Source organism: Streptomyces sp. NPDC016469, assembly GCF_040632905.1.
Taxonomy (GTDB): Bacteria; Actinomycetota; Actinomycetes; order Streptomycetales; family Streptomycetaceae; genus Streptomyces.
Window position 1 is genome coordinate 163887 of the sequence record NZ_JBEYCQ010000012.1, and the last position, 19226, is coordinate 183112.

General features: G+C 71.2%; 15 protein-coding genes and 3 pseudogenes. 6 read left to right on the forward strand and 12 right to left on the reverse strand.

What is annotated here, in order from left to right; genetic code table 11:
* Positions 1-28 precede the first annotated feature (28 nt).
* Entirely contained in the window at positions 29-298 is a 270-nt protein-coding gene (locus ABZ565_RS16360) for a hypothetical protein (protein ID WP_361026482.1), read from the reverse strand.
* 400 nt (positions 299-698) lie between these two features.
* Between ABZ565_RS16360 and ABZ565_RS16365 the strand changes: the two genes are divergently transcribed.
* Complete coding sequence (locus ABZ565_RS16365) at positions 699-2243, forward strand: NAD(P)-binding domain-containing protein (RefSeq protein WP_361026312.1); 1545 nt, start codon at positions 699-701, stop codon at positions 2241-2243.
* Positions 2236-3690 carry a fatty acid--CoA ligase family protein gene (locus ABZ565_RS16370; protein ID WP_361026315.1) on the forward strand — a complete coding sequence of 485 codons (1455 nt, stop codon included), beginning with the start codon at positions 2236-2238 and terminating at the stop codon, positions 3688-3690. The genes ABZ565_RS16365 and ABZ565_RS16370 overlap by 8 nt, the downstream gene beginning before the upstream one ends.
* Before the next feature lie 58 nt (positions 3691-3748).
* On the opposite strand, the gene ABZ565_RS16375 is transcribed toward ABZ565_RS16370, so the two are convergent.
* The 4 genes from ABZ565_RS16375 to ABZ565_RS16390 are packed head-to-tail and all read right to left on the reverse strand — an operon-like array spanning position 3749 to position 9361.
* Entirely contained in the window at positions 3749-5311 is a 1563-nt protein-coding gene (locus ABZ565_RS16375) for an MFS transporter (protein ID WP_361026318.1), read from the reverse strand.
* Between the two features lie 44 nt (positions 5312-5355).
* A complete protein-coding gene (locus ABZ565_RS16380) occupies positions 5356-6726 on the reverse strand; it encodes a cytochrome P450 (RefSeq protein ID WP_361026321.1) in 1371 nt (456 codons plus the stop codon).
* Entirely contained in the window at positions 6720-7790 is a 1071-nt protein-coding gene (locus ABZ565_RS16385) for an alpha-hydroxy acid oxidase (protein WP_361026324.1), read from the reverse strand. Before ABZ565_RS16385 ends, ABZ565_RS16380 begins: the two co-directional genes overlap by 7 nt.
* Entirely contained in the window at positions 7787-9361 is a 1575-nt protein-coding gene (locus ABZ565_RS16390) for an FAD-dependent oxidoreductase (RefSeq protein ID WP_361026327.1), read from the reverse strand. Before ABZ565_RS16390 ends, ABZ565_RS16385 begins: the two co-directional genes overlap by 4 nt.
* A 62-nt stretch (positions 9362-9423) precedes the next feature.
* On the opposite strand from ABZ565_RS16390, the gene ABZ565_RS16395 reads away from it, so the two are divergent.
* Positions 9424-10938 (forward strand): aromatic amino acid ammonia-lyase, encoded by a 1515-nt coding sequence (locus ABZ565_RS16395; RefSeq protein ID WP_361026330.1) that lies wholly within the window; start codon positions 9424-9426, stop codon positions 10936-10938.
* On the opposite strand, the gene ABZ565_RS16400 is transcribed toward ABZ565_RS16395, so the two are convergent.
* The 3 genes and pseudogenes from ABZ565_RS16400 to ABZ565_RS16410 form a co-directional block, all read right to left on the reverse strand.
* The gene (locus tag ABZ565_RS16400) at positions 10844-12211 is read right to left on the reverse strand and encodes a HAMP domain-containing sensor histidine kinase (RefSeq protein ID WP_361026333.1); all 1368 of its coding nucleotides are present in this window, start codon (positions 12209-12211) and stop codon (positions 10844-10846) included. The two genes, ABZ565_RS16395 and ABZ565_RS16400, sit on opposite strands and share 95 nt — an antisense overlap.
* On the reverse strand, positions 12208-12888 hold the full coding sequence (locus ABZ565_RS16405) for a response regulator transcription factor (RefSeq protein WP_361026336.1): 681 nt from the start codon (positions 12886-12888) through the stop codon (positions 12208-12210). Before ABZ565_RS16405 ends, ABZ565_RS16400 begins: the two co-directional genes overlap by 4 nt.
* Before the next feature lie 134 nt (positions 12889-13022).
* A pseudogene (locus ABZ565_RS16410) lies at positions 13023-13524 on the reverse strand (SAM-dependent methyltransferase); the annotation flags it as partial.
* Between ABZ565_RS16410 and ABZ565_RS16415 the strand changes: the two are divergent.
* Both ABZ565_RS16415 and ABZ565_RS16420 read left to right on the forward strand, forming a co-directional pair.
* Positions 13516-13668, forward strand: a pseudogene (locus ABZ565_RS16415) (SAM-dependent methyltransferase); the annotation flags it as partial. The pseudogenes ABZ565_RS16410 and ABZ565_RS16415 sit on opposite strands and share 9 nt — an antisense overlap.
* 77 nt (positions 13669-13745) lie before the next feature.
* A complete protein-coding gene (locus ABZ565_RS16420; protein ID WP_361026339.1) occupies positions 13746-14249 on the forward strand; it encodes a hypothetical protein in 504 nt (167 codons plus the stop codon).
* A gap of 443 nt (positions 14250-14692) precedes the next feature.
* On the opposite strand, the gene ABZ565_RS16425 is transcribed toward ABZ565_RS16420, so the two are convergent.
* Complete coding sequence (locus ABZ565_RS16425; RefSeq protein WP_361026342.1) at positions 14693-15289, reverse strand: TetR family transcriptional regulator; 597 nt, start codon at positions 15287-15289, stop codon at positions 14693-14695.
* A gap of 63 nt (positions 15290-15352) precedes the next feature.
* Between ABZ565_RS16425 and ABZ565_RS16430 the strand changes: the two genes are divergently transcribed.
* The gene (locus ABZ565_RS16430) at positions 15353-16231 is read left to right on the forward strand and encodes an NAD(P)H-binding protein (protein ID WP_361026345.1); all 879 of its coding nucleotides are present in this window, start codon (positions 15353-15355) and stop codon (positions 16229-16231) included.
* Positions 16232-16536: 305 nt separating this feature from the next.
* Here ABZ565_RS16430 and ABZ565_RS16435 read toward each other — a convergent pair whose 3' ends face one another.
* From ABZ565_RS16435 to ABZ565_RS16445, 3 genes and pseudogenes are all read right to left on the reverse strand, one after another.
* On the reverse strand, positions 16537-17412 hold the full coding sequence (locus ABZ565_RS16435) for an acyl-CoA thioester hydrolase/BAAT C-terminal domain-containing protein (RefSeq protein ID WP_361026348.1): 876 nt from the start codon (positions 17410-17412) through the stop codon (positions 16537-16539).
* 224 nt (positions 17413-17636) lie between these two features.
* Positions 17637-17893, reverse strand: a pseudogene (locus tag ABZ565_RS16440) (transposase); the annotation flags it as partial.
* 25 nt (positions 17894-17918) lie between these two features.
* Positions 17919-19208 carry an ROK family protein gene (locus ABZ565_RS16445; RefSeq protein ID WP_361026351.1) on the reverse strand — a complete coding sequence of 430 codons (1290 nt, stop codon included), beginning with the start codon at positions 19206-19208 and terminating at the stop codon, positions 17919-17921.
* Between the last annotated feature and the right edge of the window lie 18 nt (positions 19209-19226).

Consider the following 19226-nt stretch of genomic DNA (forward strand, 5'->3'; position numbering starts at 1 on the left):
CACGGGCCGCCGGTGGGCGCGTACCCGCTCACCGCTCTCCGGGTGGCCGGCCCGATACCCCGACGTACCAGTCGTCGGCCTCCGTCATCCCGTCCATGCTCGGCTGGTAGGGCTTGACGATGTCGTCGGCGTCCTTGAAGTACACCGTGACGCAGAGCGGGTACTGCTCTCCCGTAGGGGCCGTGACGGTTTCCCGGGGGGCCACCCAGACGAACTTTCCCGGCTGTGTCCACTTCTCGCGGGCGAAGGTCAAGGTGGGGTCCGCCGTGCCCAGCTGCAGCAGTTCGGACCAGCTCATGTGCGTCACCGTCCGAGCGTAGGACGCGGACTCCGCCACGAGGAAGAGGGGTTGACAGCGCGGGGTATCTAGAGATAAAAGACGGACTCCCCCTCGCTGGCCGTCTCACCGCGCTCAGCCTCGTCCAGTGGCTCGACTCCCCGCCGGGGGTGCTCGCCTTCACCCGCGGTGACACCTTCACCTGCGTCATCAATTTGTCCACCACACCGACCCGGCTTCCGCACCACCTGCGGGTACTCATCAGCTCCCACCCCCTGAGCGACGACGGCCTTCTGCCTCCCGACAGCGGTGCCTGGCTCCGTACCGCCCGACCGTGGCGCCACTCGGCGGGGGAGGGCGGGGGAAGAGAAGGCCACCGAATCTCAGAGCCCTCTGATTTCGCGTCGCTACGGTCCGGCCCATGGTGCGCGACTATCTCATCATCGGGGCCGGACCGGCCGGACTTCAGCTCGCCGCTCTGCTCGAACGCGACGGGCGCGACTACATCGTCCTGGAGCGGGGGAGCGGCCCGGGGACCTTCTTCACCCGGTATCCCCGCCATCGCCGGCTGATATCGACCAACAAGGTCAACACAGGTTTCACCGACCCGGAACTCAACCTGCGCATGGACTGGAACTCGCTGCTCAGCGATGACCCGGAGCTGCGCTTCACGCGGTACAGCGAGCGCTACTTTCCACCGGCGGACGATTTCGTGCGCTACCTGGCCGACTTCGCGGCCCGTACCGGCGTGCGCGTCGAGTACGGGACGGAAGTCGTCCGGGTCAGCCGGGCGGACGGCGTCTTCACCGTGCGCGGCGGCGACGGACGCACCTGGCAGGCCAAGAGGCTCGTCATGGCGACGGGCATCTCCCGGCTCTACGAGCCACCCATCCCGGGAGTCGAACTCGCCGAGCGGTACGACACCTTCGACCCGGACCCGGCCTCCTTCACCAACCAGCGGGTGCTGATCATCGGAAAGGGGAACTCCGCGTTCGAAACCGCCGACGGCCTCATCGAGAAGGCCGCGGTCATCCATGTCGCCGGTCCGCACTCGGTCAGGCTCGCCTGGAAGACCCACTACCTCGGGCACCTGCGCGCGGTGAACAACAACTTCCTGGACACCTACCAGCTCAAGTCGCAGAACGCGGTGCTCGACGGCACCGTCGAGAGCATCGAGAAGACGGAGAGCGGTGACTACCGGGTCATGCTGCGCTACGCGCGGACCGTCGAGCCGTTGCGCGAGCTCCATTACGACCGGATCATCGTCTGCACCGGCTTCCGCTTCGACGCGTCGGTCTTCGAGGAGACCTGCCGCCCGTCGCTCGTCATCAACGACCGGTTCCCCGAGCAGACCTCGTCATTCGAGTCGGTCAACGTGCCGGACCTCTACTTCGCCGGCACGCTGATGCAGCAGCGGGACTTCAAGAAGTCCACCAACGGCTTCATCCACGGTTTCCGTTACGCGGTACGGGCTCTGCACCGCATTCTCAGCGCTCGCCATCTCGACACCCCGTGGCCTGACCGGACGCTCGCCGCGACGCCGGACGCGATCGCGGACGCCGTCATCGGCCGGGTCAACCGCTCGTCGGCGCTCTGGCAGCAGTTCGGCTTCCTCGGCGATGTGGTCGGCGTGGACGGCGACCGGGCCGTGTACCAGGCCGAGGTTCCGCTGGACTACGTCACCGACGGAGGTCTCGGGCCCGCCACGCACCGGTTCGTCATCGACCTGGAGTACGGAGCCGAACACGACCAGGCCGACCCGTTCGACGTGGGCGTCCCCCGCGTCGTCGAGAACGACGTGGACCACGCCATGGACTCCACGTATCTCCATCCCGTCGTCCGCCACTACCGGGACGGTGTGCTCGCCGGCACCCACCACCTGGCGGAGAACCTGGAGAACGACTGGAACCTGCCGGAGGTCCACCGGCAGCCGCTCACCGACTTCGTGAAGGAGTGCCTTGACTGAGCAGTTTCCCGGTGCCGTGCTGGACATCCTCGAAGCGGCGGGCGACCGGCCGGTGTTCGAGCATGCCGGCGTGGAAATCTCCGGTACCCGGCTCCTCGGCACCGTGCGGCGCGCGGTGAACGGCCTGCGCGGACACGGCGTCGGACCCGGCGACGGCGTGGCCATGCTCCTGGGCGTGGGCCCCGGAGCGTTCACTGCGATCATCGCCGCCCACGTCGTCGGCGCGCGTGTCGTCGGCGTGCGGCCCGGCCTGACCGAGGAGCAGCGGAAACATATCGTGCGAGACGTCGACGTGACCGTCACCGACCGGCCCCCCGAGGCCGGAGACCGGGGGAACGGCCTGGTCCTCGCGCTCGACGAGCTGCTGGCGGCGACGGACGACGGCGTCCGGCCGAGAGTCCTGGCCCGGCCCGGGGACACCGCCCGGCTCCTGCACACCAGCGGCAGCACCGGCCTCCCCAAAGCCTGCGCCCAGACGTACGCGGCGATGACCGCGGGATGGGCGCACCGACCGGACGCCTGGCCGCCGGCCGTCCGCGAACTCGCCGGGCGCCTCGACCGGTTCCTGGTGTTCGGCACCCTGGCCAGCCAGGTGATGATGGAGTACGGGCTGCTGGCGCTCGCCGCCGGCGGCACCCTCGTCACCGCCGACCCTCCGGACTTCCCCGACGCCCTGGTGCGTCACCGGGCGACCGCGAGCGTGATCACGGTCGCCCGGCTGACGAGGCTCGTGGCCGCGCAGCGCGCAGCGCCGGTGGACCTCGGCGAGCTGCGCGCGCTGATGGTGTCGGGGTCGCCGCTGGAGCCGGGGCGCATGCGGGAGGCCACCGAAGTGCTCGGCCCGGTCGTCTTCCACGGCTACGGCCAGACCGAGACCGGCATGATCTCGATGGCCGTCCCGGAGGAGCCGCCGGGCTCTCTCGGAGTGCCGCCCGTGCAAGTGGAACTGGAGATCCGTGACGCCTCGGGCCACCCGGTCCGGCACGGTACCGACGGTGAACTCTTCGCTCGTACCCCCTCCCAGAGCCATGGCTACTGGCAGGAACCCGCCCTCTCCGCCGATGTGTTCTCCGGCGGATGGGTGCGCACCCGCGACCTCGGCCACCTCGACGCGTCGGGCCGGCTGTGGCTCACGGGCCGCACCCGGGACGTGATCATCGTCAACGCCAACGTGTACTACGCCGGGCCCGTCGAGCGGCTGCTCTGCAGCCACCCCTCGGTGGCCGAGGCGTACGTCGTAGCCGTACCGGACGACCGTACGGGCGAGGCCGTCCACGCATTCGTCGTGCCCGCATCCGATCGCACCCCGGACCTCGACGAACTGCGGGCGCTGGTGGCAGCGGGCGTGGGGGAGGAGTGCGCTCCGACCCGGCTCACCGTCATCGAAGAGGTACCGCTCACGGCCGCCGGGAAGCCCGACAAACAGCGGCTCGCCCAGCGGAGATAGCGGAAGGTCCGGGCCCCGCCCTCGTGACGAGGGCGGGGCCCGGACCTTTCACCACCGCTCAGGGCGCGCCGCCGTCCCGGCCCGCCGAGGGTGCCGTGGGATCGGCACGCTCGACGGCAACGGCCTCGCCGCGCACCAGATCGTCGAGTTCGGCCTCCAGCCGAGCGGCTTCTTCGGGGGGTCCCTCAGCCGTACGCGGGTTGCTGCCGCGCAGCGCGACGGCACCGCCCGCCAGGGCCATCGGCAGCGCCACGAGCAGCGCGGCGGTGCGCATGCCGCCCGGCGCCGACAGCACCAGAGCGATGAGCGGGGGCCCGAAGGCGCCGCCGGACTTGCCGACCGCCGCCGCCCAGCCGCCGGCGGTTCCCCGGATGGCCAGGGGAAAGATCTCCGCCGTGTAGGGGCCGATGAGTGCGATGACCCCGGCGGTACCGGCGAACAGCAGGATCACGGCGGTCATGAGAACCGGTTCGCTGCCGTCCATTCCCACCGCGGCGAGGACGAGCAGTGCCGCGACAGTGAGGGCCGCGTAGACGACCATGGTGCCCTTCGCCGACCAGCGCTTGTAGAGCCACGCCGCCACCACACAGGTCGGGACGGACAGCAGCGAGGAGAGGAACAGCAGGGTGGCGGCGGACATGCCTCCCTCGTTCGACGCCTCCAGCTGACTGGGCAGGAAGGTGATGAAACCCCAGTAGACGAGCCCCCAGGCGAGGGCGTAACCGCTGACGACCAGTGTCCTGGTCGTCTGAGGGTGCTTGAACAGGGCAGAGGCGCGAACGTGCTCGCGCCGGGCCCGTTGGGCGGTGAAGGCCGCCGACTCCGGGATCCAGCGGTTCAGCGCGATGAGGATCAGCACCAGTGGGAGCTGTGCGAACCACAGGACACGCCACCCCGTCAACGGGATCAGCAACGAGGCCAGTCCGGCGGCCGCCATATAGCCACCGGTGGTGGTGAGTCCGGCCTGCAGCACCATGACGGCGGCGCGCCGTCCCGGCGGCAGACTCTCGGTCATCAGGGCGTACACGACGGGCAGCATGCCTCCGGCCGCCATCCCCATCAGCGCGCACATCACCAGGATGCCGCCGAAGGTCGGCATGGCCCCGCACACCGTCGTCCCGAGGAAGAGCAGGGACGCGATGAGGATCGTCGCCCTGCGTCCGATCCGGTCGGCCGAGCGGCCCCCGACCAGCGACCCCAGTACGGTGCCGCTCAGCGCGACGGTCGGCAGCCAGGAGATCTCGGCGGCGCTGAGCTGGAACTCGTCGCGCATGCCCGGCTGGATGAACGCCAGAGTCGCGGGTTTCATCTGATCCACCATCAGCGCGAAGCTCAGCACACCGATGAGACGGCGCCGGTGCGCCTGCGGTGTCCCGGCCGGGACGGAGGCCCCGGCCGGAGGCGCACCGGGACTCTGCACGACCGCGCATCCGGAGATCACCACGCCCACGATGATGGCGGCCATCGCGGCCCACATCACGCCGGACATCCCCATCATCGCCATGTGGAAGCCCATCGACCTGGAATCGACGAACATCCACACGTGCTGCCCGACGCCCGTACAGGTGAGGGCCACCCCGGCCCAGAACATCAGCGGCCGAGTGATCAGCGGCGAGGTCATGCGCTCACCCCGCGGCAGGACAGGCACGGCTCGTGGGGCGGGCGTCATCCGTTCCCTCTCTCCACGTGGGGGACAGGACACCCTCCGGCCCGCCGCTCCTCGAAATACCGCGTGGCCGGGCGCTGCTTGCGGGCATGCAGGACCATGACCGTGCCGAGGACCAGTTGGCGGAGGCCCCGGGTGACGTCCTCCACCCCGTCCCGCAGCCGGACGAAGCCGCGGAGCGCGCCCAGGCGGCGGGGCCGGGGTGGCAGCCCGTGCGGGATCAGCAGACAAGGCGCCCGGTGCGGAATGGAGCGGGTGTGGGAGGCCGTCGAGTCCAGCCGGAAGCGGCGCAGCACCTCCCGTACCGCGGCGCGCAGCGCGAGCGGCGACAGCCGCCAGGCCGGACAGGGGCGGTTGGCCGCCACACCGTACGGGATGTGATGGGTGTCCTTGACGGCCAGGTCCGCCCAGCGGTCCGGATCGAACGCGTCCGGCCGTTCGTATCCGGTGGCGTGGTAGCCGGGATAGCTGAAGCACACCACCGAACCGGCCGGCAGAACCGTCTCCGCGTCCAGGGCTATGTCGCCGGTGGTGATGCGGTGGGCGATGCCGAACAGCGGATACAGGCGCATCGTCTCGTCGAGCACCCGCGTCAGATACCTGTCGTCCTCCGGGTCCGAGCGCAGGCGCCGCTGCACCTCCGGGTGGCGGGCGACAGCGAGCAGGACGTGCGCGGTCGCCTCGGACAACTGCACGACCGCCGTGTTGAAGAAGGTTCCCTGCAGGTAGTGCACCTGCTCCGGCACCGACAGGGAGGCCGGCAGCCGGTGCGGTACGTGGCCGGCCGCCACCCGGTCCCGCAGGTAGCCGGTGAGCCGGGCCCGGCGGCGCGGATGGCGCAGACCAGTGCATTTCAGAGCGGATATCACGTCGTCGGCGTGCGCGGTGATCAAGGTCCGGGCCAGCGGCGGACACGGCTCCCGGAAGACCAACTCGTAGCAGAACGCGGCCCACGCGGGCATCACCAGGTCCCGCAGCCGTACGAGACTGATCCGCGTGTCCGGCACCGCGTCCAGCGCATCCGCGACGGCACGGGCGGCGGCCGCTGCGAGATCCGCCGAATTCCCGGCGACGATGCGCCGCGTCGTCGCCGCCACGTCCTGGTAGCGCCCACCGGGCTCCAGGTGTTCCTGGTGCACCTCGGGCCCCGGCGCCAGCCAGTACCAGAACAGATCGGAGAGACCCGCCCCCTCGCTCCGGCCGTCCGCGTGGGGGTGGGCGTAGACCCGCTCGAACACCTCAGGACCATGCCTGGCGTTCGGGAGGGTCACCGCCCGGTCCCCGTTGACCTTCTCGAAGAGGTGGACACGCAGCGCCACCACGGCGCGCGGCAGCCACCACGTGTCCGTACCCGCCCGGGCCTTCACCACGTCCCACCCTTCCGTACCACCATGCCGGGCCTCAGATCGGCGTTCCGGCGCCCACCGCACAGGGCGAGCGTGTGGTCGAACTCGTCGCGCAGCGTCGCGAGGACCCGCCGCACGCCCGCCTCCCCGTCGGCGGCCAGCCCCCACACCACGGGACGCCCGACGCCGACGGCCCTCGCACCGAGCGCCAGGGCCACCGCGACGTCGCTGCCCCGGCGCACCCCGCCGTCGAGCAGGACCGGGACCCGGCCCGCGACCGCCTCGACGACCGCCGGCAGGCAGTCCAAGGCCGCCGGGGCCGCGTCGCACTGGCGGCCGCCGTGATTCGAGACGATCACCCCGGCCGCGCCGTGCTCGACGGCGAGGCGTGCGTCGTCCGGATGGAGGACGCCCTTGACCAGCACGGGGAGCAAGGTGCCGCGCACGGTCTCGGCGAAGTCCGGCCAGCGGAGCGCGGCGGACATCGGGATCGCGGTGAGCGCACCGGGTCCGGCGCCGGGCAGGTCGCGCATGTTCTCCGCGGCGTATCCGGGCGGCAGGTCGGTGAACCCGTTGCGCAGGTCCCGCGTGTGCCGGCCGAACACCGGCGAGTCGACGGTCACCACCAGGGCCGTGCAGCCGGCGTCCTCGGCGCGCCGGACGAGCGCCCCGGTGACGTTCCGGCGGGGATGCAGGTACAGCTGGAACCACACCGCCGGGTCGGAGGCCGCTTCGCGCGCCGCCGCGACGACATCGGACACCGCGATGGTGGCCGCCGTCCCCGTCACCAGTACGGCGCCCTCGGCCGCGGTGGCACGGGCCGTCGCCCGCTCGCCGGCCCGGTGCACCAGCCGGTGAAAGGCGGTCGGTGCCACGATCACCGGGGACGTACGCGGGGCGCCCGGCAGATCGACGCCGGTCTCCCGCGCCTCGCCACCGCTCAGCACCCGCGGCAACAGCGCGTACCGGTCGAACGCCCGCACGTTCTCGACCAGGGCGCGCTCCTCGCCCGCGCCGCCGGCGACGTAGTCGTAGACGACCGGGTCCAGTACCTTCCTGGCCTCTTCGTACAGTTCGCGGAGCGTCACGGCGCCACCGGGGCGGCCGGGCTGCGCCGGGCGGTGAGGAAGGCACCCAGCGGGGCGCGGTGGACCTCCTCGCTGTCCCACTCGTTCTCCAGATTCTCGGTGAGGTGGTGGTCGGCCACGAACTCGCCGTCCCGGTACCAGCGGACGACCGGATGCAGATAGCGGCCGTCCAGACCCGACACGTCCTGCTGGGACTTGCGGCCCGCCGACACGTCGAACGGGTCCACCCGGTCGTGGTCCTCCCCGTACTCCAGGGTGATCACCGCGTACGCCTCCACCTCGCCGAAGTCCCCGGCCCGTACCGCCCCAGGCACATGATCCACGGGCACCTCCTCGGCGTAGCGGAACGTGCCGTCGGGGGTGAGCAGCAGCAGGTCACCGAGGACGGCGAACTGCTGCCACAGTGCCGAGGAACGGTTCACCCGGCTGATCACCGCGTCGACGGCCCGCTCGGTGGAATCCCCGAGCACCGTCGTGGGCCAGGGCACGCCGGCGTGGCGCTGCCGCAGGCCGCGGTGCAGCGCGCGCACCGCGTAACGGAAGCCGTGGATGAAGCCGGTCGTCGCCTTCCCGAAGGAGCGCCCCTGCATCAGCGTCCCCGCGAAATAGAGACCCGGTACGTTGACCGACTCGCCGAGCGGCGTCAGCTCGGGGAAACGGCCGTCGACGACCAGGTCCGGTGCGCAGCTGTCGTCAAAGACCGAGGCGTCGAACCGGAAGCCGGTCGCGACGATCACCCGGTCGTAACGGATCTCCTTGACGACCTCGTCGACCCGCTCGAAGGCGACCGGAACGTGGAAACCGTCCTGATCACGCCGGATGGCGAGGACCCGGCCGTCGAGAAGGGCGTTCTGCGACTTCAGCTGGTAGCTGTCCAGGAAGTTGTTGTAGACAGCGCGCAGGTGTCCCACGTAGTGAGTCCGCCAGGCCATCTTCAGGGAGCCCGAGCCGACGAGGTGGATGACCGCCGCCGTCTCCATCAGGTTCTCGGCCGTCTCGAAGGCGGAGTTGCCCCGGCCGATGATGAGTACCCGCTGGTCGGTGAAGGACTGGGGATCGGTGTCGATCGTGTCGTAGCGTTCGGCGAGTTCGACGCCCGGGATCGCGGGCAGGTTCGGGACGGGCATCCCGGTGGCGACCACCAGATGCCGGGCCCGCCACACCGTGCCGGTGTGATCGGTGACGGCGAACCCCTCCCCGTGCCTGGAGACGTTCGTCACCTCCGTGTCGTACCGCACGCGCACCCCGGTCCGGGAGGCGAAGTCCCTCAGATAGCGCACCAGGTCGTCGGCGGGCGGGAAGTAGCGGGGGCTGTACCGGGTGAACAACAGCTCCGGATCGTCGCTCAGCAGGGAGTTCCAGTCCATCCGCAGCCTCAGCTCCGGATCGTCGTAACCCGTGTGCACCTTGTTGTTCGAGATGAGGAAGCGGTGCCTCGGGAACCGGGTGAAGAACGTACCCGGACCGCTGCCGCGCTCCAGGACGACGTAGTCCCCGCCGTCCCGCTCCAGCAGGGAGGCGAGCTGAAGTCCGGCGGGCCCCGCACCGATGATCAGGTAGTCATGCGTCATGCCCCGGAAGCTAGCCACCCGATTTCAGAGCACTCTGAGATTCCCCGCCTACCTTTCCGGACGTGCTCACCACCACGGACTCCCTCTCCCTCACCGGCCCGCTGGACTCCGCCACCCTGCGCCGAGCCGCGACACCGCTCACCGTCACCGTGGACGCCCCGGCCCGAGCCCGTGTGGACCGCGGACGCCGCCTCTTCCACGGACTGCGGCACGGCGACGGCAGCGGGTCCCGCCCCATCTACGGCGCCACCACCGGCTTCGGCGCGCTCGTCGGCTACGCCGGCCGCCCCGACGAGGCGGACCAGTGCGACAACACCCTCGCCCACCTCGGGGCGGGCCAGGGACCGGACCTGCCCCACGAGATCTGCCGTGCCGCCCTCCTGCTGCGCACCTGGTCCCTCGCCCGGGGTCTCTCCGGAGTCTCCGGCGAGGTCATCGACCGCCTTGCCGCCATGTTCGCGACGACGTTCTCGCCCGCCGTACCCCGCTACGGCTCCGTCGGCGCGAGCGGCGACCTCATCCCGCTCGCCTACGCGACCCAGGCACTCCGCGGTCGCGGGCACGCCTACCTGGACGGCCGCCGCATGGCGGCCGGCGAGGCGCTGACCGCCGCCGGGCTGCGCCCACTCGCCCTGGACGGCCGCGACGCCCTCGCCCTCGTCAACGGAACGTCCGTCACCACCGCGGCCCTGGCGCTCGCCCGCGACAGCGTCCGCGACGCACACCGCTCACTGGCGGTCCTCACCTGCCTCCTGGCCGACCTTCTGGGCTGCGACCCCGGCTTCCTGGACGACGACCTGCTCCGGGCGTACGGGCACGCCGGGGCGGCCCACGTCGGCGCGCGGATGCGGCGGACCCTCACCGGTCTCAGCCCCTCGGGAAGCCGACCGCTCCAGGAGCCGTACAGCATCCGCTGCACCCCGCAGTTGCTCGGTGCCGCGGAGGACGCGCTCTGCTACGTCGACGGCGTGGTCTCCGCTGACCTCGGCGGCGTCAGCGACAACCCGCTGTTTTTTCCCGGCCATGACGACGGGGAGGGAAAGGTGGTGCACGGCGGCAACTTCTTCGGCCAGCCCGCCGCGTTCGCGGCCGACCTGCTGGCATCCGTGACGGCCCAGCTGGGCAATCTCGCCGAACGCCAGCTCGACCTGCTGACCGACCCGGCGTGCAACGGGGGACTGCCGCCGATGCTCGCCACGGCGCCGGGCCTTCAGCACGGCCTCCAGGGCGTGCAACTGGCCGCCACCGCGTTCGTCGCGGAGATCCGCCGCAATGCCACACCGGCCGGCATGCAGAGCCTGCCGACGAACCTGCACAACCAGGACGTCGTCCCCTTCGGCACCCAGGCGGCCCTGCGTTCCTACGACATGGCGGAACTGCTCGGCCTGCTGACCGGATCGCTCGCGCTCGGTCTGCGCCAGGCGGTCCACGTCGGCGCCCGCCGCCCCACCGCGGCCCGGTGCGCGACACTCCTCGACGCTCTCAGCGAGGTGCTGCCCCCGGTCGACCCGGACCGCCCGCTGGACCGGGACGTCCGCACCGCGGCCCGCCTGGTCGCCGCGCACGAGTCGCCGTGACCGGTTCCGCGTCGACCGGCTGTGCTTCGGCCGGCTGTGCTTCGGCCGGGACGCCGGGCGGGGCCGCGCACTCCGGCAGGCGGATGGTGAACCGGGCGCCCTGGCCGGGGCGCCCGTCGGCCACGACCGTACCCCCGTGGCGCGTGACGACCTCCCGCAGCAGCGCGAGCCCCAGCCCGTACCGCCCGCCGTCGCCGCTGCCGCGGTGGAACCTCCGGAACAACTGCTCCACCGCGGCGGCCTCGAACCCGGGGCCGGTGTCCGCGACTGCCAGGAGTACCGTCCCCCCGGAGCGCGAAAGGATCATCTCGATCCGCCCTTCGGCCGGGGTGTGGCGGATCGCGTTGGACAGCAGCTCGCCGACGGCACGGCGCAGCGCGGACTCGACGCCGTCGACGAAGAGCGGGTGCGGGGGACCGTCCACCACGACGGTGAGACGACGCGCGCGCACCCGGTCCGCTTCCTCGGCCACCACCGACCGGGCCAGCGCGACCATTTCGACCGGCCGGTGTTCCGACCGCCGTGCCGGGCCGGCCGCGAGACTCGCGGACAGCAGCAGGTCGTCGAGCACCTCGCCGAGCCGCCCGGTCGAAGCGACCAGCCGGGCCAGCGTGTCGCGGTGCGGGCCCGGCAGACCCTGGTCGGCCGCCTGCCGTGCCAGCATCTGCGCCCGCGTGTGCACCTGGGCGACCGGGGTGCGCAGCTCGTGACTGGCATCCGTGACGAAGCGGTGCTGGCGGGTCAGGGCCTCCGCCAGCGGGGCCACGGCACGACGCCCGAGGACGACCCCCGTGACGGCCGCGGCCAGCAGCCCCACCACTTCGGCCACCGCCAGCGCGAACCACAGATGGCTCCGGTCGGCCAGCTGGAAGCGCATGTCGAACACCGCCTGCACGACGTCTCCGTCGGCGCGGGGCTGTGTACGCACCAGATAGACCGTGTGGTCACGTTCCACGGTGCGCTCCACGGCCTCACGGGTGCCGCGGACCTCCTCGATGTCGGCCCGCAAGGGGAAACCGAGCGGAGCGTTGGACAGGGGCTCCACGCCGGACGCGTACAGCCAGGTGCACACGGGAGGCTTGACCGGGTCGCCGTACATCGCGCCGTAGCGCAACTCGCGCCACACCTGGTCGTTCTGCGCGTCCGTCATCACCGTGTGCGCGACGCCACCGACGACCGTGACCAGCAGCGTGATGATCGCCCCGGTGATCACGGCGATCCGCAGGCGCGCCCGCCGCACCGCCGCCCACTCGGCCGACGCCGACGGGTTCACAGGGCCCCCAGCCGGTAGCCGAGACCACGGACCGTGCGCACGACCTGCCTGCCCAGCTTGCGGCGCAGGTAGTAGACGTACGTGTCGACGATGGACGACGAGGGCGCCTCCTGGAACACCATCCGGCGCAACTCCGCCCGTCCGTGCACGCTCTCGGGGCGTGAAGCGAGTGCCCACAGCAGGGCGAACTCCCGGGGCGCGAGGGCGATGTGTTCGCCGTTCGCCAGCTCGACCTCGCGGCGGCCGACGTACAGGTGTCCCGAACCTATTCTGAGGACATCGGTGGCATCGAGGGCCCGTCGGCACAATGCCCTCAAGCGTGCGCTGAGTTCGTCCAGGTCGAACGGCTTCACGAGGTAGTCGTCGGCACCGGCGTCCAGCCCGTCGACCCGGTCGTGCACGGTGCCCATCGCGGTCAGCAGCAGCACGGGTGTGCGCACGCCGCGGGACCGTAACCGGCCCATGAGGTCGAGGCCGTCGAGCCCCGGCAGGCGCCGGTCGACGGCGAGCACGTCGTACTGCCGGGAGAGGCCGAGATGCAGTCCCTTCTGCCCGTCGGTCGCCACATCGACCGCGTACCCCTCGTCCCGCAGTACATCGAAGAGCATGCCGGCCAGCTCCCGGTCGTCCTCGACCAGCAGCAGCCGCCAAGGCCCCCGCGCGTGCCTCTGCGCCACGGTCCAACTCCCCTCGTCCTCCCCGCAACCCGTGACAACGCCCCTGCGGGGGAGGGGGTTCCCACTTCGAAGGCCGCCGGCTGCCGGCCCGGTGGCGCACGGCCGAGCCGCTCGGTGCGTTCACCGCTCGTGAACTACCCCGCGGGTGGGATCCGGTACACGGAGACGTGAGAACGCGACGCGGCCATGAACTCGGTGCCGGCCCAGTCCGCGTGTCCGGTCTCCAGCTCGAACCCGGCCAGCCGTGCCATGAGGTCGAGCTCGGCCGGCCAGACATAGCGATGAGGGCTGCGGAACAACCGAGCCTGCTGGGTCTCGTCGAAACGGAAGTGGTGCGATACGACGTGCTGGTGCAGAACGTCGTAGGTGTCCAACCCGATATAGCCGGGTTCGGACTGCCAGACGGTGGCCGTCTGGCCCGGCGGGAGCTTGCGCAGTTCAGGCACCCAGAGTTCGATGACGAACCGGCCCCCGGGTGCGAGATGGCGGGCCGCGTTGCGGAAGCACTGCACCTGCTCATCCTGGGAGCAGGTTGGAGATCGTGTTGTACACGAGGTGGACGAGGGAGTACTGCCCGGGAACGACTGTGGTCGCCATGTCACCGACGATGACGGGGATCGCCGATTCATCGGCCTTGGCGTACTGGAACCGGCCGTCAACCTTCTGGCCCGGCTCGCAGGTGGCGGAGAAGTGCTTGAGTTTGCCATCGGGAAGGGCCGGGCAGCGGTCCCCCTCGCAGAGCGAGGGGGCTCTGTCACCGGCATCGAACTCTCGCTTCCTCATGGTGGAGCAACTGCGCGGCCCTGACGTACGGTCGGGTCCATGACGCGCGCCCCGAAGACCTGGCAGGCGACCCGGTGAGCGGCTGGTGGGCCTACCTGGAGGAACGGACCTGCCGGGAGGTCGACGCCGACGTGCTGCGAGATCGTCGGATGTCGGCGGTCAGGACGGTCCGGGAGGCGTTGCGTCCGCTGGGGGCAGGCGTGCACGAGGCCGAGCGGGTGGTCAACGCGCGCTACGAGGCCCTCGGCGACCGAGTACAGCGCACACCGCCGGATCCGCTCGACCTTCCGTCACTCGCGGCTCGCGTGACGGCGCTCCCGGGGCGTGTGGCGGCGGTGGAGGCGTTGTGGGACGGCGACACCGTGCACGACTGGTTCGTGCTTCTGGTCACGGTCCTGGATTCCCCGGACGGGGAGAGCCTCCTGGCAACCGTCTACCACCGCCGCGACGGCCCTCCGCCCGGTGTGGCGGCCGCCGAGGCAGGCCGGGCCCTGGCTGACCATCTTGGCGTGCCGTTTCACTTCGCCTCGCCGGACGTCCCGGATGACGAGGCACCACGCTGGCGAATGGTTCGGTGACAGGTGGGGGCCGTCACTCCGGAGCGAGGGGGGCGAAGTCGCGCGAACACGGCCCGTGGGCCAAGGGGGTCGTGTGCTCGTTCTGTGAGGTCCGGTCGAACCGTCAGCTCGTGCTGAGCTGAAGCTGGATCAGGCGTCGGCTGTGCCCCGGCCATCAGTGTCGACCCGCTTGAGCGTACTGCGGCTGACGGACACCCCGAGAGCACGGGCGATGCGGGTGCCGGCCCGGCCCGCGAGAATCGGCCCGACTGCGGCTGGGGGCGGTCAGCGAGTTCTGATCGCCTGATGCCGTCCACCAGATGCCTCCCCGGATCAGATCGCGGGGGGTTGGAGCACGTCGGTGGGCTCCCAGGTGCGAGGTGCTTCGCAACACGGCCGGCCAGGGGTCCAGCCTGCACGATCGTTCACCGGCGCCCGCCGCCGGCACCGGGTCGACGCCGGCGTCACGACAATTGGTCGAAGGCGTGGTCGGCCTCGGCCACGGCTTCGGGGTGGACGTCGTGGGCGGTGCGACCGTCGGCGATCCTCTGCCAGTTGGCCCGGGCGAGTACCCGTTGGACCGCGAGTACCTGGGCTGCCAGCAGTCGTGCCTGGATACCTTCGCCGAGGGCATCCGCCAGCGCCTCCTCGTCCTCGAGCTGATACCGCGTGAGCCGTCCTGCCAGGCTCGGTGTGGCGAACACCAGCCGATGGAACGCCACGACCTCGGGGTGATCGCTGAGGCCGGTGACGGGGTCGTACCGATCGAGGCCGGCGCGGAAGTGCCGGTGCAGCGCCGTCACCGGTTCGATGCCGGACCCACGGTCGCGTACGACGCGTGCCGCCTCGCCTTGGTGGTCGGCGAACCGGTGCAGCACCAGGTCTTCCTTGGTGGGGAAGTACCGGAAGAGGGTCGGCTTGGAAATATCGGCTGCCGCGGCGATGTCGTTGACCGAGACGCGGTCGAAGCCGCGCTCAAGGAACAGCGAGATGGCCGCATCTCCGATGGCGTCGCGCGTCCGCTCCTTCTTGCGGGCCCGCAGCCCCGTCGACTCGCTCATCTGACCACCGTAACATTCATGACCGAGTTGCTTTTTTAACCCGGTAACGTTTTCATGGGCGGCATGCATCAGACAGACATTTCTCCCGTCCTCGTCACCGGGGCGACGGGCCGGGTCGGCCGTTTCGTCATCGACCAGCTCCTCGACGCCGGCGTTCCGGTCCGGGCCCTCGCGCGCCGTCCCGAGGCGGCGGCGATGCTGCCGCCCAAGGTCGAGGTCTTCGCTGGTGACCTCACCGCGCCCGAGTCGCTCGGCCCGGCGTTGCATGGCGCCGGTGCAGTCTTCCTCGTGTGGACCGCCCCGCCTCAGACCGCCGCCGCAGTCGTCGAGCGGCTGGCGGCCCACGTGCGGCGGGTCGTCTTCCTCTCCTCCCCCCACCAGACGCCGCACCCTTTCTTCCAGCAGCCCAACCCCATGGCTGAGCTGCACGCCGACATCGAGCGGCTCATCGCAGCCACCGGACTTGAGTGGACCATCATCCGGCCGGGGATGCTCGCGTCGAACGCGCTGGCCTGGTGGGCACCCGCGATCCGAGCCGGCGAAGTCGTCCGGTGGCCCCACGGCGCTGCCGAGACGGCACCGGTCGACGACCGCGACGTCGCAGCCGTCGCGGCGCGGACGCTCCATCAGGACGGATACGCCGCATCCGACTATGTCCTCACGGGCCCCGAGTCGATGACCCAAGCCGAGCAGGTGGGCGTCATCGGTGACGTCCTGGGGCACCGGATCGCATTCGAGGAGATGACGCCGGACGAGTTCCGAAGGCTGTCGGAGGGCACGGCCCCCAGCTCGGTCGTCGACATGCTGCTCGCCGCGTGGAGCGCGGCGGTCGGACAGCCCGCGTACGTCACCACTGCGGTGGCCGACATCCTCGGGACGGCGCCGCGAACGTTTCGTCAGTGGGCCGCCGACCACGCCACCGCGTTCACGGAGCGTGCTTAATCGTCGGCCGCAACCCGCGCCCCAGGCTGCTGTCGTCAGTCCGCCCGACGAAGCCGCAAAGGGCTGCTGCCGCCGACCGAGCTGTGCGAGCGCGGGCGGGCCGCCCGCGTCAGTCGGACCCGGACGCACAGATCGCCACTGAGTCCGGGGGCGAAGTGTCCTTTTGGGCGCTCCATCGCAGCCGCCTGCTGACCGGAATGAAGCGCGGCCGACGGGTGGGCAGGATCTCGGAGTTCCGCGGATCAGGAACCAAGGGGGACCCCTTGGTGATCGATACGAGGACTGTCCTTCCGCCTGCTTCGCGATCAACCGGCAGGAGCCACCGATCCCGGGCCGCCGAGCACGTCGAGGATGTGGGGCCAGGCAGCCTTGCCCAGCAGCACGTCAGCCTCAGGTGTGCCCCCGTACTTGAAGTGCGGGGACGCCGATGGCGGGCTCTCGCCGGGGAGGCGTGGGCGGTGGCCGGCATCGGCGCGGGAGATGAGACGCACGGTCGCCCCGGCCGAGCGTCGACGCCGCGCAAGCTGTTCGGCGAAGGGAAGCGACGGCCACATCGCGTCGTCGCCGCCCGCGACCAGGACCAGATCGGCTCTGGCCGCGTCCACGGGAATCTCCGCGGACGGGAGCGAGTGAGCGAAGGTCCGCTCGCTCAGTTCGTACCATCCGCGGATGGCGACGGGGCCGCTGTCCGGCTCCGCGGGAGTCCAGGAATCGTCCATGGGGACGAAGGGCAAGGGCCGCTCCCGCCAGGTCCAGGACGAGCGGTACGGATGGTGCGCTCCGTCGTGGCCGGGACCGACGTTGCACCAGACCCGTGAAGTGGGCGACAGCGCGATGACCACGTCCACTCGCTGGTCGTGCACCGCCGTGAGCAAGGCGGCTTCAGCGCCCTTGGAGGTGCCGAGGATTCCGATGCGTTGCGCTCCGCCCAGCTGAAGAACGTCGACGGCCGCGGTGAAAGTCTCCAGGGGGACTTCACAAATGCCAGCAGACTGCCCAGGCCCACCGAACCAGCGGATCGCCAAGGCGGTGAAGCCCTGCTGAGCAAGGATGCGCGCTCGTTCACGATCGATGCGCCCGCTGGAGCCTGCCAGGACCAGAACGCCGACGTCACTGCCGCGAGCTGGAGCGGCCAGAACGCCCTCCCAAGGATCGGCCAGCTCGCGCTCGGTGATGTCCACGCGCTCCCCTGTCGTCGCGACTCTCAGAAATCCTCGCCCCGGAGGCGAGGTGTGACCCACCTGCCGCAGAACGTCGCACCCCGCCTCCGCCTACATGAGGCTCTCCATCATGAGGCACCACATGCCACCTGACTCAGGGGCCCAGCAAAGGCGTTGCACGTGCCGGTGCGCAAGGGGCCAGGACGCCCTGCGCCCAGACGAGCGAAAGGTATCCGCGAGCGGGGAACCGAGGGAATGGTCGCCAGGAGCGGTAGGTGCTGAGTGACGTCGTTGCGGTTGCCGCCGGTCAGCGACCCCGCGAGCGGGAGGCCCTGTCCGTCGATGAGGACGTGGTGCCTGCTGCCCGGCCGGGCACGGTCGACCGGCCAGGGCCCGTTTTCGGGCCTCGTATGACCACCGCCCGGGACCAGGCGAGTTGACTCACCGCCCGGGGCTTCTGCAGCAGGACGACATGGAGCCGGTCCCACACGCCTGCCTCTTCACTGCGGCGGCACGCGGGGGGCCGGTCACTGCTCCTGGGCGGTGACCCGCGGCCGGCCGGACGTGTGCCCCGGGGCTGGGGCCAGTGGGGCCTGGAACCTGGTCTGCGCCGTGTCCAGGGCCAGTCGCACCGCGCCGAGTACGACGACCCGGTCGGCGAGCGGCGAGAATTCCAGGCGGGGCGGAGCCTTGCTCAGCCGGCCGACCATGGCCTGAAGGGGACCCAGGAGTACGTCTCCGGCATCGGCCACCGCTCCGCCGAACACGACGAGCTCGGGGTCGAGGAGCAGGGACACGGTTGCGAGGGCGCGGGCGGCCGGGCCGAGGATGTGCTCCGCGAGACTCGGCTGGGCGGTGTCGCCCCGGCGCATCGCCTCGAAGACCAGCGGTGCGTCCACCCGCGCGGAATCGCCGTGGGCGAGTGTGTGCAGTACCGCTCCGGGGGAGTCGTGGGACGCTGCGCCCGCATCGCGCGCGGCGACGGCATCGACCAGGCGCCTGCCTTCGGCGCGGGCGCGTGAAGCCAGGCCCTCGGATGCTGTGGAGCCGCCCATGAGGCTGAGGAAGCCCAGTTCTCCCGCGCCCCCCTGATGGCCGCGCACCAGCCCGCCGTGCAGCACGATGCCGACCCCGAGCCGCTCGCCCGCGAGCATGCAGACCACGTTCTCGGAGCCCGAGGCGACCCCGCGCCAGCGCTCGGCGATGACGGCCAGGTTGCAGTCGTTCTCGGCGACAACGGCGCAGTCGAAGGCGCTGCCGAGGGCGTCGGGCAGATTGACGCCCACGAAACCGGGGATGCCGGACCGGACGCGCACCGTCCCGTCCGCCGCGACCGTCCCGCTGGAACCGGCGCACACGGCGAGAAGGCTCTTGCGGGGAATGCCCGAGTCCTCCAGTGCGCCGTCCGCGGTGGCGATCACTGCGGCCAGCCTCTCGGCGGCTCCCATCTGCGGGTCGTGGAACGCCTGCGCCTCCTCGGCCACGACGTGTCCGGTCAGGTCGGCCACCGCGACCCTGACCGTCCGTGCGCCGATGTCCACGCCCAGCACGTACCCGGCGTCACGGCGGAAGGCGAACGCCCGGGAAGGGCGGCCGCGTCCTGCGGCGGCCCGGCTCACGGAGCCGGTGACCCAGCCGAGGTCCACCAGATGGTCGGCTGCGGCCAGGACGGTGGGCCGGGACATGCCCGTCTCGGCGACCAAGTCGTTGGAGGACCACGCCTTTTCGGGCGCCGCCCGTAGCGCCGCGAGCACCCGTGAGGCGTTGAGCTGCCTCACCATCGCGGAGTCGACTCCGCCTCTTGACACGTCCTTCATGGCCTGCGAGCCTACCGC